At 73.0% G+C, this 14,099-nt stretch carries 14 protein-coding genes and 1 pseudogene; 9 read left to right on the top strand and 6 right to left on the bottom strand.

The features are described from left to right. The first annotated feature begins 8 nt into the window (after positions 1-8). From OG689_RS18685 to OG689_RS18695, 3 genes are all read left to right on the top strand, one after another. The gene (locus OG689_RS18685) at positions 9-911 is read left to right on the top strand and encodes an iron-siderophore ABC transporter substrate-binding protein (protein WP_266321794.1); all 903 of its coding nucleotides are present in this window, start codon (positions 9-11) and stop codon (positions 909-911) included. Between the two features lie 110 nt (positions 912-1,021). Further along, a complete protein-coding gene (locus OG689_RS18690) occupies positions 1,022-2,446 on the top strand; it encodes an AAA family ATPase (protein ID WP_266321795.1) in 1,425 nt (474 codons plus the stop codon). Then, entirely contained in the window at positions 2,443-3,072 is a 630-nt protein-coding gene (locus tag OG689_RS18695; protein ID WP_266321796.1) for a hypothetical protein, read from the top strand. Before OG689_RS18690 ends, OG689_RS18695 begins: the two co-directional genes overlap by 4 nt. 89 nt (positions 3,073-3,161) lie before the next feature. Here the strand turns inward: OG689_RS18695 and OG689_RS18700 are convergent, their stop codons facing one another. From OG689_RS18700 to OG689_RS18710, 3 genes are read right to left on the bottom strand one after another with little or no spacing between them, the layout of a single operon-like run. Beyond that, entirely contained in the window at positions 3,162-3,482 is a 321-nt protein-coding gene (locus OG689_RS18700) for a hypothetical protein (protein ID WP_266321798.1), read from the bottom strand. Next, complete coding sequence (locus tag OG689_RS18705; protein ID WP_266321800.1) at positions 3,479-3,718, bottom strand: hypothetical protein; 240 nt, start codon at positions 3,716-3,718, stop codon at positions 3,479-3,481. The genes OG689_RS18700 and OG689_RS18705 overlap by 4 nt, the downstream gene beginning before the upstream one ends. 49 nt (positions 3,719-3,767) lie before the next feature. After that, positions 3,768-4,172, bottom strand: coding sequence for an ATP-binding protein (locus OG689_RS18710; protein ID WP_266321802.1), 405 nt, complete (start codon positions 4,170-4,172; stop codon positions 3,768-3,770). 283 nt (positions 4,173-4,455) lie between these two features. On the opposite strand from OG689_RS18710, the gene OG689_RS18715 reads away from it, so the two are divergent. The 3 genes from OG689_RS18715 (at position 4,456) to OG689_RS18725 (ending at position 6,102) form a co-directional block, all read left to right on the top strand. Beyond that, the gene (locus OG689_RS18715) at positions 4,456-5,319 is read left to right on the top strand and encodes a helix-turn-helix transcriptional regulator (RefSeq protein WP_266321804.1); all 864 of its coding nucleotides are present in this window, start codon (positions 4,456-4,458) and stop codon (positions 5,317-5,319) included. Next, positions 5,312-5,515 (top strand): DUF397 domain-containing protein, encoded by a 204-nt coding sequence (locus OG689_RS18720; RefSeq protein WP_266321806.1) that lies wholly within the window; start codon positions 5,312-5,314, stop codon positions 5,513-5,515. Before OG689_RS18715 ends, OG689_RS18720 begins: the two co-directional genes overlap by 8 nt. A gap of 152 nt (positions 5,516-5,667) precedes the next feature. Beyond that, positions 5,668-6,102, top strand: a complete 435-nt coding sequence (locus OG689_RS18725) for a hypothetical protein (RefSeq protein WP_266321808.1) — start codon at positions 5,668-5,670, stop codon at positions 6,100-6,102. 94 nt (positions 6,103-6,196) lie between these two features. Here OG689_RS18725 and OG689_RS18730 read toward each other — a convergent pair whose 3' ends face one another. Next, on the bottom strand, positions 6,197-7,072 hold the full coding sequence (locus tag OG689_RS18730; RefSeq protein WP_266321810.1) for a hypothetical protein: 876 nt from the start codon (positions 7,070-7,072) through the stop codon (positions 6,197-6,199). 134 nt (positions 7,073-7,206) lie between these two features. Here OG689_RS18730 and OG689_RS18735 point away from each other — a divergent pair, with 134 nt between their 5' ends. Continuing rightward, positions 7,207-9,753 carry a helicase C-terminal domain-containing protein gene (locus OG689_RS18735; RefSeq protein ID WP_266321812.1) on the top strand — a complete coding sequence of 849 codons (2,547 nt, stop codon included), beginning with the start codon at positions 7,207-7,209 and terminating at the stop codon, positions 9,751-9,753. 115 nt (positions 9,754-9,868) lie between these two features. Beyond that, a complete protein-coding gene (locus tag OG689_RS18740) occupies positions 9,869-10,267 on the top strand; it encodes a hypothetical protein (RefSeq protein WP_266321814.1) in 399 nt (132 codons plus the stop codon). Positions 10,268-10,312: 45 nt separating this feature from the next. Here OG689_RS18740 and OG689_RS18745 read toward each other — a convergent pair whose 3' ends face one another. Continuing rightward, the gene (locus tag OG689_RS18745; protein WP_073924028.1) at positions 10,313-10,579 is read right to left on the bottom strand and encodes a hypothetical protein; all 267 of its coding nucleotides are present in this window, start codon (positions 10,577-10,579) and stop codon (positions 10,313-10,315) included. A 1,721-nt stretch (positions 10,580-12,300) separates the two neighbouring features. Continuing rightward, positions 12,301-12,984, bottom strand: a pseudogene (locus OG689_RS18750) (ice-binding family protein); the annotation flags it as partial. Between the two features lie 513 nt (positions 12,985-13,497). Between OG689_RS18750 and OG689_RS18755 the strand changes: the two are divergent. Then, the gene (locus OG689_RS18755) at positions 13,498-13,929 is read left to right on the top strand and encodes a hypothetical protein (protein WP_266321817.1); all 432 of its coding nucleotides are present in this window, start codon (positions 13,498-13,500) and stop codon (positions 13,927-13,929) included. Positions 13,930-14,099 lie beyond the last annotated feature (170 nt).

Below are 14,099 nucleotides of genomic sequence, written 5' to 3' on the forward strand. Positions count from 1 at the left end.
AGGTCCCGATGCCGCCTCAGATCACCCGCCGGGCCCTGTTCACCGGGCTCGGCGGAGCAGCCCTCGGCGCCTGCGCCGGCCCCGGCACGCCGACCACCGACAGCGCCACCGACACCCCGCCGCCGGCCGGCCCGCGCGTGGTCACCCTCGACACCGCCGAACTCGACTCGGCGATGACCCTCGGCATCACCCCGGTCGGCGCCGCCCGGGCCCCGGCGGACGGCGGCCTGCCCGACTACTGGCCCGCCTCCCGACTCGCCGGGATCACCGTCGTCGGAGAGATCGGCTCCCCCGACACCGCGGTGATCCGGCGTCTGAAGCCGGATCTCATCCTCGGCAACCAGGTCCGGGACGCCGCCCACTTCGAGACCCTGAGCCGGATCGCGCCGACCGTCCTCACCCCGGCCACCGGCCACCCCTGGAAGGCCAACTTCCAGCAGCACGCCCAGGCGCTCGGCCGGCAGGCCGCCGCCGACGCGGTGACCGCCGCCTACCAGCGGCACGCCGGCCAGGTCGCCCAGGCGCTCGGCCAGGCCGGGCGACGGATCAGCCTGGTCCGCTTCGTCGAGAACGCCCCGATCCGGCTGTACGCCCGGCAGAACTTCCTCGCCACCCTGCTCGACGACGTCCAGCTGGCCCGGCCCGACCAGCAGAACGCCGCCCAGTTCGCGGTCGAGATCCCGGCCGACCAGATCGCCCGGGCCGACGGCGACGTCCTGCTCTACGCCGTCTACGGCGACCCCGAGGCGGCCGGCGCCACCGCGACCCTGGCGAGCCCCGGCTGGCAGGCGCTCGCCGCGGTCAAGGCCCACCGCGCCTTCCCGGTCTCCGACCAGCTGTGGTTCCAGGGCATCGGCTACACCGGCGCCAACGCCGTCCTGGACGAGCTGCAGCACCTGCTGGGGGCGTGACCGGCACGCGCCGGAGCGGTCGAGTACCGTCCACGACGGCTGACTCCTCGGCATATCCTGCACTGGAACCCTGACCGCGCCGGGCGGCCCGGTTGCACGCTGGAGGACAGATGCTCACACGGCTTGAGGTCGACGGGTTCAAGAACCTTCTCGACCTGGCCGTCGAGCTGGGCCCCTTCACCTGCATCGCGGGCGCGAACGGCACCGGCAAGTCGAATGTCTTCGACGCCATCCAGTTCCTGAGCCTGCTGGCCGACCGTTCGTTGATGGAGGCGGCCCAGGAGGTACGGGGGACTCACGGCGAACGCCACGGCGACGCTCGGGACCTGTTCTGGAACGGCTACGCGTCCGGGGGGCACCGGATGCGGTTCGCCGCCGAGATGATCGTGGCACCGGAGCCGACGGAGGACGACTTCGGGCGGCTCTCCGAACCGCCGACCTCCTCCTTCCTCCGGTACGAGCTGGAACTCGGGTACCAGCCGCCCGCCGGCGCCGAGAAGATCGGCCGGCTGGCCCTGCTGCACGAAAGCCTCGGCTACATCCGCAAGGGCGACGCTCCCGCCCGCCTGCGCTTCCCCCACAGCAAGCCCCGGTTCCGGGACCCGATGATCAGGAGCAAGCGGTACGGCACCTCCTTCATCTCGACCTCCCTGGAGGCCGGCGACCCGATCATCCGGATCCACCAGGACGGGGGCAGTCGCGGCCAGCCCCGGCCCGCCGCCGCCTCCCGGGCGCGCGCCACCGTGGTCTCGACCGTCACCTCCAGCGACGACCCGACCATCCTGGCCGCCCGACGGGAGATGCAGTCCTGGCGGCGACTCGCCCTTGAGCCTTCGGCCCTGCGGAGCTCCGACCAGTACACGGATCCGCGCTCCATCGGCTCCAACGGGCTTCACCTTCCCGGTGCGCTGTTCCGTATCGCCCTGCACGGCCCGGCGGAGGAGCAGGATCCGGCCCGGGTGTACGCGCGGGTCGCCGGGCGCCTGTCCGACCTCTCGGGTCTCCAGGTGCGCACCCTGGACGTCCAGGAGGACGACGTACGGGAGCTCCTCACCATCCGCCTGCACGAGATCGACGGCATGATCCTTCCCGCCCGGAGCCTGTCCGAGGGCACCCTTCGCTTCCTCGCGCTCTGCGTGCTGCTCGAAGACCCCGAAGTACGCGGGCTGGTCTGCATGGAGGAGCCGGAGAACGGGATCCATCCCGCCAACCTCCCCGCCATGGTCGAACTGGTCCGGGACCTCGCCGTGGACGCGGACGAGGGGCCCGGGCCGGAGAACCCCTTCCGGCAGGTGCTGATCAACACCCACTCCCCCGGAGTCGTCCAACTCGTGGACCCTGCGGACCTGCTGTTCGCCGACACCTCCGCCGTCAGAGGCCCGGACGGAAAGATCACCCGTCGGCTGCGACTGCGACCGCTCGCCGGCACCTGGCGGGCGCGGGAGTCCGCGGAGTACGTGACGAAGGGGGACATCCTGCCGTACCTGGAGACTCCCCCAGGCGCCCAGCTCACCATCGCGGGGAGCTTCGCGTGACACTGCGTGTTCTCTTCCTGGGCGAAGGCTCCAGCGACGAGGGGCTGGTGCCGCACATCGAGAGGATCGCAGCGGAACTCGACGTGCCCGTCGCGGTCAGTTCGCCCGCCCTCGACTGGATCACTCCGGCGGTCGGCCACAGCGTGGCTGACAAGTTGCGGGCGGTCCGAGGACTCAGTGACTCGTACGACCTGGCCGTCCTGCAGCGTGATGCCGATCGCGGTCCGGACCAGGACAGACGGGACGAGATCGCCGCCGCCGTGCGCGCCGAGTGGCCCGGACTCGCTCACATGCCGGTCGTTCCGGTCCGGATGCTGGAGGCGTGGCTGCTCCTGGACGAGCAGTCGATCCGGCAGGTGGCCGGCAATCCGAACGGGCGGATGGGCCTGCAACTGCCCCGCCCGTCGACGGTCGAGCGGATCCCCGACCCCAAACAGCAGTTGAAGGACACCCTGGCGGTGGCGAGCGGAGCCAAGGGGCGCCGCCTGGCCGAACTCCAGAAGCGATTCCCCCGCAATCGCCACCGGCTCTTCGAACTGCTCGACCAGAACGGGCCGGTGGGCCAGGTTCCGTCCTGGTGCCGGTTCGTCGCCGATCTCACCGACGCTCTCACGAACCGGCCGTAGCACCAACCCTCCACGGGGACGGGCTGCCTCCGACCCCCTGGCCGGGGCGGGCCAGGGGCCACCGGGCCCGGCGCCACCCGCGTTCGCGGTCAGCCGGGTATTCCCTGGTGCTTGCGGTGGCGACCGGGCCGGGGCCGGGCGGCGGGGACGGCGGTCTCGGGAGCGCGGGTCTCGGGGCCGAAATGGCCCGCCTGGCGGGCGATCCAGGCGTACTCGCTGCTGCCGTCGGGGAGTCGGCGCAGCTCCCAGCGGCCGTGGCGGGTGATCGGGGGCGGCGGGGCGGCCGGGGATTCGTCGGGGTACGGGGCGCGCAGCGTCGCGAGGACGCCGAGGGCCACCGTGACGAGTGCGAGCGCCAGGAGGGTGACCAGGGCCGCACCGATCAGGAAACTGGCCGTCCCGCTCCTCATCGGTGCAGCCGGATGACGCGGGTGCCGAGATGGGCGGCGAGGGCCTGGAGGAGTTCCTCGGCCTGGTCGCGGGTGAGCGGGAGGGCGAGCTGCTCACCGGGCCCCAGGCTGATGTCGAGATCGACGGCGCAGCGGAGTTGGACGGCCGCGTCCGGAACGCGCTCGACGGTCAGGTAGGGCACGGTGGTTCGGGCCACCTGCGGCCCCTGCGGCACCAGCGGGATCAGGACCCCCATGGTCCACCTCGGTCCGCGCGGCGGGGAGGGACAGGGCGGTGTCGGTCGGTCATGCGGCGGCATCCAGCTCGAACCAGATGCACTTGCCGGCCTTCCGGGGCGCGGCGCCGAAGCGGTGGGTGAGGCTGCGGACCAGGTGGAGGCCCCGGCCGGACAGCTCGTACGGGTCGGAACAGGGCCGCTCCTCGGGGAGTTCCGGGCTGTCGTCGGAGACGGAGACCCGCAGGGTGCGGTCGGCCAGCACGACCACCACCACGACCGGGGCCGGACTGCCCCCGTGCTTCCAGGCGTTGACGTACAGCTCGCAGAGGGCGAGGTCGGCGTCCTGGACCGCGTCGGGCGGCCACCCGGCCAGGGTCATCGCCTCCCGAAGTTCCTCGCGGGCGGCCGACCAGTCGGGCGGCTCGGGCGACCGGGGCGGCAGTGGCGGTTCGGGCAAGTTTCGGGCACGCATGGGAGACCTCCGTGCGGAATGGGGTGAGGTACGCGTCGGCGGGTTCGTCACCGTGAGCCAGGCCGGACATGGCTGCTCTTCGGTGCGGGCAGCAGGCGCCTACTGCCATGGGATCAAGCGTTACTGACGATCCGTCTGATCAACCAAAATGACCGTATCGCACGTTCATGGTAAATTTTCCATGGATCGGAGATGTTCCCCCGTTCGTGGTAATTCCGCCTCAGATGGACCGCCGTCCGGCCAACGCGGCAGACTGGGGCCACCCTTGCCCCGGAAGGAACCCATGGCCCGGACGAACCCCACACTCCGTCAGCGCAGGCTGGGCTCGGAGCTGCGAAGGATGCGCGAGCAGGCAGGCTTCGGAGGCAGTCAGCTCGGCCGCGCCGTCGGGATGAACCCCGCCCAGGTGACACAGATGGAGTCGGGGAAGATCGGCATCAGCGTGGAGCGTCTGCGGACGATCGCCGCAACGTGCATGTGCGTCAACGAGCCGTTGATCAACGCCCTGGCCGACATCATCACCGCCCGCGAAAAGCCCGGCTGGTGGGAGGAGTACCGCGACACCCTCGCCACGGACTTCGTCGAGGTCGCGGAGCTCGAAGGGCACGCGCGCAGGCTCGCCACCTACACGATCACGTTCGTTCCAGGCCTGCTGCAGACCGGCGCCTACGCATCTGCCGTGTTCGGCCATGCATTCCCGCCCTTGCCCCGACATGAGGTCGACCTCCGGACGGCCTTCAGGATGCAGCGACAGCGAGTCGTCAGGTCCGGGCGAATCCATTACTCCGCCTTCATCCACGAGGCAGCTCTGCGGATGCAGTTCAGCGGGCCGAAGGTGCTCACCGAACAGCTCGATGCCCTCATCGAGGATTCGGAGCGGCCGACCATCTCGCTGCGCGTGGTGCCGTTCGCCATCGACGCCGTCCCCAGCCCGATCGAGAACTTCACCTTCGCCGAAGGCCCCGTGCCGGAGTTGGACACCGCCCAGACTGATACCGGGCCGGGCTGCCAACTTTTCGACGCACCGGCCCATATGGCGAGGTTCCGAGCCATCCTCGCCCAGATGGCGTCGACCGCTCTGCCCGAGGAGGAGTCCCGGGACTTCATCCGATCGATCCAGAAGGAAATGGGACGCGAACATGGGTAGCTCCGAGTGGCAGAAATCCAGCTACTCCGGTGCGAACAATGACTGCGTGGAGGTCCGCACCGTCGAGGGGGTGATCGAACTCCGCGAGTCCGACGACGGCGACATAGTCGTCCGCACCACCCGCGCCAAGTTCGCCAAGTTCCTCCAGGGCGTCAAGGCTGGCGAGTTCGACCACCACGCCGACTTCGGCGCCTGATCACAGCGGCCCACCGCCGCGGCCCGTCACCCGATCGGGCGACCGCCGGGCGAGTCCGTCACGCCTACAGACGTCTCACCGCAAGGATCGTCCGTGTGCGCTCCGGCCGGAGCAGTGCACCGACGACTTCCCCACCCGAGGAGACAGCTTTCATGGCAGCACCGATCCCCAACGGCCCCTACGGAATCGCCAAGCGCGGCGAGCAGTTGCTGACGCTCCAGGACTCGAAGGCCCCCGCCGTCGTCCTGCCGCCGACCGGTCAGCCCGGTGAGCAGGAGTGGCACGTCGAGGGCCTCTCCAACGGCAACGTCACCATCAAGAACCTGCGGCACGAGACGTACCTCAGCTTCGACGGCGTGCCCGAGATCAACAAGATGCTCCGCGGCTCCTCGCAGGCCACCGAGTGGCAGCTCCGGCAGTCCGCCGAGCCGTTCACCTTCCATGTCGTCGTCCCCGGCGGCCCGGTCGACGGCGTCGAGCTGGCGGTGGACCTCAGCCTGCTCCGGATCTTCCCCCCGATGACGGCGCTGCGGCCGTTGGAGCCGGGGCAGCTCAACCAGGCGTGGCGCTTCCAGTTCCACGAGTAGGACTCACCCGTACCCCCTCCGCCAGGGCCAGGGCGGCATCACCGGCCAGGCCGGCGGTGCCGCCCGTCGTCCGCACCGCCGGGGGCCGGATCGCTCACTGCCCGCGCCGCCGCATCGTCACCACCAGCAGGTACGCGGCGGAGAGGACCGCCGCCAGCCTCAGCACCCCCGGCGCCGCGCCCCAGAGTTGCTCGCCCGGTTGCAGGGCCGGGCCCCACTTTCCCTGGCCCCGGCCCCAGAACCAGAGCACCAGCCCGGTGACGGCCAGCAACGGGATCCCCAGCACGGCGAACTTCCGGCTGCGGTCCCCGAGTCCGCGGGAGAGGTAGGCCAGCGCCCAGCCCACCAGCATCACCAGCACCGTCCTGGTCACCGCGCCGCCCACCAGCAGGGCCGAGGCGAGCAGCAGCAGCGGTGCCGGCCGGCGGCCGGCCATCAGGCCGGGTCGGGCGGCCGGTGCGGTGCCGTCCTGGGCCGCCTGCTCCTTGGCCGCCTTGCGTGCGGCGCGCCCCCGGCCGGCCGGGGGCGCGGCAGTCGCCTGCTCCCCGCTCGCCTTCCCCGCCGCGCCGTCCTTCGCCGCAGCCGCACCGGCCGCGCCCGGTGCCGCGTCGCCGTCCCGGGGTTCCGGCACGGTCGCGGCCTCGGGCTCGTCGACGGCCGAGAAGTCGATGTGCACGGCGTCCCAGTCGGCGAACCCACCGCCGGCCTGCCACTGCACCCCGCCCCGGCGGGCCGACGGACCGGCGGACGCCGGCGAGGGCGGCGATGAGGGTGACGAGGGTGACGGCGAGGACGACGGCGGCGAGGGCACCCGCGCGGCCGGTGGATCCGCCGGGGGCGCGGGAGCCGGGACGGCAGCGGCCGGCGGCAGGTACACGCCCTCGACCGGCTCCTCCGGCCCCTCCGGCGCCCGCTCGCCACCGTCGCCCCGCCGCGGCCCGTTCAGCCGCCACCACTCGCCGTCCACCATCGCCCACCACCCCGGTCACCCGCCTGATCCCGCCCACCGCGACGCTACCCACCCGGCGCCTCCCACCACCACCCGCCAAGACCCCGGGCTCCCGACGCCGCCACCCCCGCCCGAAGCCGACTAACCTAGGCCGGATGACCGCACAGCAGGGCGAACAACGCCCCGGAGCCGCCGCCGCAGGCCCGCGCACCCTCGCCGAGGAGCTCCGCAGCCGCCCCGACGTGGCCCTCGCCGCCCTGCTCCGGTCCCGTCCCGACCTGCTCAACCCGGTGCCGGGCGACCTCACCCAGCTTTCCGCCCGGCTCTCCTCCCGGGCCTCCGCCCTGCGCGCCCTGGAGCGCCTGGACCGCTTCACCCTGCAGGCCGCCGAGGCCCTGGCCGCCCTCCCCGACGGCAGCCCGCTGACCGCCGTACGGAACCTGCTCACCGGTCCGGCCCGGGTCAGGCCCCACCCCGGCGCCACCCCGCTCGGCCCGGCCGAACGCGCCGCCGTCACCGAAGCCCTCCCCGGCGCCCTGGCCACCCTGCGCGAGCGGGCCCTGCTCTGGGGCCCCGACACGGCGCTGCACCTGGTGATCGCGGCCCGCGAGGCGCTGGCGCCCAGCGCCGCCAACCCCGGCCGGACCGGCCTCGGGCCGACCCTCGCCGAGGCCACCGTCGGGATGTCACCGGCCCGGCTCCAGCAGTTGCTGGCCTCGGCCGGACTGCCGCCGACCCCCGACCCGGTCACCGCCGTGGCGGCGCTGGCCGCCCTGCTGGCCGACCGCAAGCGCTGCGCCGCACTGCTCGACCAGGCGCCGGAGCCCTCGCTGCGCCTGCTGGACCGGCTGGTCTGGGGGCCGCCCAACGGCACCGTCCCGGACGCCACCCGGCCGGTCACCGCCGAGGACGCCCGCAGCCCCGTCGAGTGGCTGATCGCCCGCGGCCTGCTGCTGCCCTCCTCGCCCGGCAGCGTCGTGCTGCCCCGCGAGCTGGCCCTGCACCTGCGCGGCGGCCGCAGCCACCGCAGCGTGGAGCCCGTCCCGCCGGCGGCGCTCGCGGGGCCCGCCGTCCGCGATCCACAGGCTGTGGACAGCGCGGCGGCCGGCCAGGCCCACACCGCCGTGACCACCGTCGAGGAGCTGCTGGACCTCTGGGGCCTGCAGCCGCCCGCCACCCTGCGGGCCGGCGGCGTCGGCGTCCGCGACCTCAAGCGCGCCGCGCAGGCCCTCGACAGCAGCGAGCCGGTCACCGCGTTCTGGCTGGAACTCGCCTACGGCGCCGGGCTGCTGGCCCCCGACGGCGAGGCCGACGAACGCTGGGCCCCGACCCCCGCCTACGACACCTGGCTCCAGCAGCCCACCGCCGAGCGCTGGGCCCTGCTCGCCCGCACCTGGCTCGCCGGCACCCGGGTCGCCGCCCTCACCGGCACCCCGGACGGCAAGGGCAAGGCCCGGGCCGCGCTCGGCCCCGAACTCGACCGCACCCTGGCGCCGACCGTGCGCCGCGCCGCCCTCACCGCGCTGGCCGGCCTGCCGCCGGGCTCCACCTCCACCGCCGAAGGCCTGCTCCCCGCCATGCGCTGGCACCGCCCGCTGCGCGGCGGCCCGGCCACCGCCGAGGGCCGCGACCTGCGCGACGAACTCACCGACTGGACCCTCACCGAGGCCGAGCAGCTCGGCGTCACCGGCCGCGGCGCCCTGTCCTCGCAGGCCCGCGCCCTGCTGGAGGGCCGGGACGCGGCCGCCGTGCTGGCCCCGCTGCTCCCCCGCCCGCTGGACCACGTGATCCTCCAGCCGGACCTCACCGCCATCGCCCCGGGCCCGCTGCTCGCCCCGCTCGCCCAGGCCCTCGCCCTCTGCGCCGACGTGGAGTCCAAGGGCGGCGCGACGGTCTACCGCTTCACCACCGAGTCCGTCCGGCGGGCCCTGGACGCCGGGCGCAGCGCCGCCGACCTGCACGCCTTCCTGGAGCAGCACTCCCGCACGCCCGTCCCGCAGCCGCTCAGCTACCTGGTCGACGACGTGGCCCGCCGGCACGGCGTGCTGCGGGTCGGCGCCGCCTCCTCGTACCTGCGCTGCGACGACCCGGCGCTGCTCGCCGAGGTGCTGGCCGACCGCCGCTCCGCCGACCTGCGGCTGCGGCTGCTGGCACCCACCGTGCTGGCCGCCCAGGCGGGCCCCGAGGCGCTGCTGACCGCCCTGCGCCAGATGGGCTACGCGCCGGCCGCCGAGTCGGCCGAGGGCGACGTGCTGATCTCCCGCCCGGGCAGCCACCGCACCCCGCCGCGCACCGCGCCCACCCCCGTGCCGGACGGCCCGCCCGTCCCGGACGACGCGCTGCTCGGCGCGGCGGTCAAGGCCGTCCGGGCCGGCGACCGGGCGGCCACCGCCGTCCGCCGGGAGACCGTCACCGGCCCGGCCGCCACCCCGCACCAGGACGGCCCGGCCCGCACCGACACCCGGCAGCTGCCCCGCTCGCAGGCGGCGGACACGCTGGCCGCGCTGCAGACGGCGGTGCTGCTCGGCGAGCGGATGTGGATCGGCTACATCAACGCCGAGGGCCTGGCCTCCCAGCGGGTGATCGACCCGGTGAAGGTGGAGGGCGGCTTCGTCACGGCCTTCGACCACCACTCGGACGAGCTGCGGACCTTCGCCCTGCACCGGATCACCGGCGTCGCCGAGCTGGAGGACACCGCCTGAGCCCGGCCGCCCCGCATCTCCCGGACCGCGCGGCGTCTCCCCCGGTTGACGTCGCCCCCGCCCCGGCGTAGTCCGGAAGGACGGGGTACCGGGGGGATCCGGGAAGGGAGTCATGATGCTCGGCGACCAATTGGGCGAGGTGCACAGCCGGGAGACCGCGAAGCGGGTTCTCCCCGGCGGCGATGTCGAGGTCTCCTACGAGGCCGAAGGGGAGCTCCTGGGCGTCGCGACCACCGAGATCGCGACCTACGAGTCCACGATGGACGCCAACGGCGTCCTGGTAGGTGAGGGCCAGGGCGTGACCATGACCGCGGACGGCGACGTGGTGGTCTGGCACGGCAACGGCATCGGCCGGTTCACCGGCACCGCGCCGGGTGCGATGAGCTGGCGGGGCGCGATCTTCTTCGACACCTCGTCGGAGCGGTTCGCCCGGCTCAACTCCGCGGTCGGCGTGTTCGAGTACGACACCGACGGCAGCGGGAAGGGCGTCGCGAAGTTCTGGGAGTGGAAGTAACCCCCGGCCCGTCCCACCGGGACGGGCCCCGATCCGCCCGGTGGATCAGCCCTTGGCCTTCATCGCCCCGTCGGCCAGCTTGCCGATCGAGTCCGGTCCCACCGGCACTCCGCCGAGCAGGCCGGCCATGGTGAGCGCGGCGCCGGAGCCGACCTGGCCAAGCGGCCCGCCGGCCTTGCTGATGTCCGGCATCGCGGACTTGCTCAGCTCGGAGGCCTGCTGCTCGTCGACGGCGTGGGCGGAGCCGGCGGCGGCGGAGAGGGCGGCACCGGCGAGGGTGAGGGCGAGGAGGGCGCGCTTGGACGTGTTCATGCGCTGCCCAACGACCCCGACGGGTCGGAGGTCACCGGCGCCGCGGGCATTCACCGGAGTGCGCGACACCGGAGGGTCTGCGCCGGACCAGCCGACGCGGCCGAACCCAAGGGGCGTCAACGCCGCAGTCGGCCTCAACGACTGCACCGGCCCGCGTCCCAAGGGGCGCGGGCCGGTGCCATGCGTCGTCAGGCGTTCCGGGTGGTCACGATCGGCTCCGGCCAGTCCCGCGGCCGTCGTTGTGAGTCCTCCGGCGCGCCGCGACCGGTGAAGACCGATTGCTGACAACGACCCTCAACGGGCCCCTGGCCTCGCCACCGGTGTCCCCTGCCGTGGGGTTAGTGCCGTCGGCGGGCGGCGGCTCGTCCGCTTCGCCTCATGAGGAAGACGAGTACACCTCCCAGGGCGATGGCGGCCGCCGAGCCGACCATGATGCCGATCGATCCGTCCGAGCCGGTGGCGGCGAGTGCCTGATCCGACCCCTGCGGCTGTTGAACAGGACCGGCCTCCTCGTGACCGCCCGGCACGCTGCCGTGGTCGCCTTGGCCGTTCCCGTGATCACCTTGCACCGGGCCGCCCTGCACCGGGCCGCCGTACACCTGGTCACCATGACCGCCTGGAGACTGGGGCGGGCCTGCCGGGCCTGCCGGGCCTGCCGGACCAGCGGGGCCGGCCGGGCCCGCAGGCCCGGGTGCACCGGGCGAACCATTGGCACCCGGGGAGCCGTTAGCGCCGGGCAGGCCGTTAGCACCCGGCGAACCATTAGCACCCGGAGCGCCCGGCGAACCGTTGGCACCCGGCGAACCGTTAGCACCGGGCAGGCCGTTGGCACCCGGGGAGCCATTAGCTCCGGGGAGGCCGTTGGCACCAGGCGAACCGTTGGCACCAGGCGAACCATTGGCACCTGGCAGGCCGTTGGCACCCGGCGAACCGTTGGCACCCGGCGAGCCGTTAGCGCCGGGCAGGCCGCTAGCACCCGGCGAGCCATTGGCACCGGGGAGACCGTTAGCACCCGGAGCGCCAGGCGAACCGTTGGCACCCGGCGAACCGTTGGCACCCGGCGAGCCGTTAGCACCCGGCGAACCATTGGCACCGGGGAGACCGTTAGCACCCGGAGCGCCCGGCGAACCGTTGGCACCCGGCGAGCCGTTAGCGCCGGGCAGGCCATTGGCGCCCGGCGAACCATTGGCACCGGGGAGACCGTTAGCGCCCGGCGAGCCATTGGCACCCGGAGCACCCGGAGCACCGTTGGGGCCCGGAGCACCCGGAGCGCCCGGAGACCCAGCCGCGCCAGGAGCACCCGGAGCACCGTTGGGGCCCGGAGCACCCGGAGCACCCGGAGACCCAGCCGCGCCAGGAGCACCCGGAGCGCCGTTGGGGCCCGGAGCACCGGGAACACCCGGAGCGCCCGGGGCACCGTTGGGGCCCGGAGCACCCGGAGCACCCGGAGCACCGGCCACGCCGGAAGCACCGTTGGGGCCCGGAGCACCCGGGGCGCCCGGAGACCCAGCCGCGCCAGGAGCACCAGCAGGCCCACCGGGGCCGGCAGGACCGCTCGGACCGGCAGGACCACTCGGACCGGCAGGACCACTCGGGCCCGCCGGCCCGCTCGGTCCGGGCGGGCCACTCGGTCCGGGCGGGCCGACGGTGCAGGCCGCCCTCGTGATGGTGTTGTCGTCCAGCGTGACGGCTCCCGTACGTGCCAGGGCCCGCCCTTCGATCACCGCCGCGTGGTTCACCGTGATGGACGCGAGGGCCAGGATGTTGCCCTTGAAAAAGGAGTTGACGTCGATGGTGGCGGAGCTGCCCACCTGCCAGAACACATTGCAGGCCTGCGCCCCGTTGACCAGGCTCACGACGCTCGACGGGGCCGTGATCAGGGTGGAGGCGATCTGGAAGATGAAGACGGCGCTGGGATCGCCCAGGGCGTCCAGGGTGACGGTCCCGGTGAGGTTCAGCGACGACGTGGCCTTGTAGACGCCGGGCGTCAGCGTCAGTCCGCCGATGTCGCCCGGAGACGTCAGGCTGGCCGTGGGGGCCCGGCCTGCGGCGTCGTTGTAGGCGATGACCAGGTCGGACTGAGCCTGTGCGGCCTGGGCGTCGTTGACGTGCTGGACCCCGTTCACGATCCCGGGCGGAAAGCCCGTCACGCTGGTGCCCGGGCTGAGCCCCAGGTCGCCGTTGATCACGCTGGGGTTGGTGTTGGTGACCGTAGTGGCGCCCAGCACCGCGTAGCTGGTGTCGGTCCCCAGCGTCACCGGTGCCGCTGCTGCGTGGGCGGGGCCCGGGACCAGACCGGCCGTCGCCAGCAACGTCAATCCGGACAGCAGGACAAGCGCCCCTGTGAGTCGAGAGCGGCTACGCCCTCTCCCCGGTGGGGCGAGCGGAATGGCATCGACTGCCATAGGACAGGACCCTTTCTTGTCGCCTTGAGCTCCGTCACCCGGAAGAGGGCGCCGGAGCGCTGATGGTGGGTTCTGGTCGGACCACAAGCCCTCGTACGGACGCCAGGGCGCCACGGGCGTCTCCCCGGGGAGGACCACAGAGTGTTAGCCCACCAGGGGTGGTGATGCACCGTCACCAACTCAATACACCGTGCAACAACAACATAGAAAGGAAAGAATCATAAAGATGCAAAGGGGTGACATACTGAAGCCGATCGGGCATTTCTGCCTTTGTCCCGGCGTGTCGTTTGTCTACGCACTCAAGCTACGTATACGGCCGACGGTTCGGCTCCGGTCGGCTCCGTCTGATCCGGCCATGCCTGCGGAACCCGGCATCGTCTGCGGTGGAGCCCGTCGACCTGGCCGCCACGGCCCGCTGCCACCAACGCCTCAGCCGCACCGATCCTCCCCTCGGATGCGCCCAGGGTGGTGAAAAAACGTATCGCCCGGTGGACGTGATTCGTTGGTCCGAATATGAACAACCCAACGAATGCGCAGGGCGGGGTGCTCGCGCCGATCGAAGGCAATGCCGGGACCGTGGCCGAGCGCTGCCGCCTCGCCGGCGGCCTGCTCAGAGTCACACTCGGCGACCTGCGCGATGAACTCGGCTACCGGAGACTCGGCAAGTACGTCCTGGACGAAGTGGCCGAGACCCTGATCGCGGAGGGGCTCGGCTGGTTTCCGGCCTGGCGGCTGTCGCCCAGGGAGAACAGCGAACCGCGCAAGGAGCACGAGCTGTGGGTGTTCCTCCGGGACGGGGGCCTCCGGTCCCAGGTCATCGACGCCATCCAGGCGCCCGACGGCTCCGACGTCCCCACCGTGCTGAACGGGCTGCTCGCCGACCGCCCCAACGACCTGTCCCCGGATCGCAAGCTCGGCCTCATCCGGGAGATCCTCGGACTCTGAGCCACCGACCCGTGAGAGCGTCGGTCGCTGTCCCACGGGCGTAGGGGCTCCCGGTGACAGCGACCGACGTCTCCCCCAGCTGCTACGGCCGACACCGTGGGCGAGGTCACCGGCGGGGCGGGCATCCACCGGAGTGCGCGACACTGGAGGGTCTGCACCGAACCGGCCGG

This window comes from Kitasatospora sp. NBC_00240, assembly GCF_026342405.1.
Classification (GTDB): Bacteria; Actinomycetota; Actinomycetes; order Streptomycetales; family Streptomycetaceae; genus Kitasatospora.

Excerpts from the sequence above, each read along its gene's own strand:
- OG689_RS18685 (WP_266321794.1), top strand. The coding sequence starts at position 9 with ATGCCGCCTCAGATCACCCGCCGGGCCCTGTTCACCGGGCTCGGCGGA.
- OG689_RS18690 (WP_266321795.1), top strand. The coding sequence starts at position 1,022 with ATGCTCACACGGCTTGAGGTCGACGGGTTCAAGAACCTTCTCGACCTG.
- OG689_RS18700 (WP_266321798.1), bottom strand. The coding sequence starts at position 3,482 with ATGAGGAGCGGGACGGCCAGTTTCCTGATCGGTGCGGCCCTGGTCACC.
- OG689_RS18705 (WP_266321800.1), bottom strand. The coding sequence starts at position 3,718 with ATGGGGGTCCTGATCCCGCTGGTGCCGCAGGGGCCGCAGGTGGCCCGA.
- OG689_RS18710 (WP_266321802.1), bottom strand. The coding sequence starts at position 4,172 with ATGCGTGCCCGAAACTTGCCCGAACCGCCACTGCCGCCCCGGTCGCCC.
- OG689_RS18715 (WP_266321804.1), top strand. The coding sequence starts at position 4,456 with ATGGCCCGGACGAACCCCACACTCCGTCAGCGCAGGCTGGGCTCGGAG.
- OG689_RS18720 (WP_266321806.1), top strand. The coding sequence starts at position 5,312 with ATGGGTAGCTCCGAGTGGCAGAAATCCAGCTACTCCGGTGCGAACAAT.
- OG689_RS18725 (WP_266321808.1), top strand. The coding sequence starts at position 5,668 with ATGGCAGCACCGATCCCCAACGGCCCCTACGGAATCGCCAAGCGCGGC.
- OG689_RS18730 (WP_266321810.1), bottom strand. The coding sequence starts at position 7,072 with ATGGTGGACGGCGAGTGGTGGCGGCTGAACGGGCCGCGGCGGGGCGAC.
- OG689_RS18735 (WP_266321812.1), top strand. The coding sequence starts at position 7,207 with ATGACCGCACAGCAGGGCGAACAACGCCCCGGAGCCGCCGCCGCAGGC.
- OG689_RS18740 (WP_266321814.1), top strand. The coding sequence starts at position 9,869 with ATGCTCGGCGACCAATTGGGCGAGGTGCACAGCCGGGAGACCGCGAAG.
- OG689_RS18745 (WP_073924028.1), bottom strand. The coding sequence starts at position 10,579 with ATGAACACGTCCAAGCGCGCCCTCCTCGCCCTCACCCTCGCCGGTGCC.
- OG689_RS18755 (WP_266321817.1), top strand. The coding sequence starts at position 13,498 with ATGAACAACCCAACGAATGCGCAGGGCGGGGTGCTCGCGCCGATCGAA.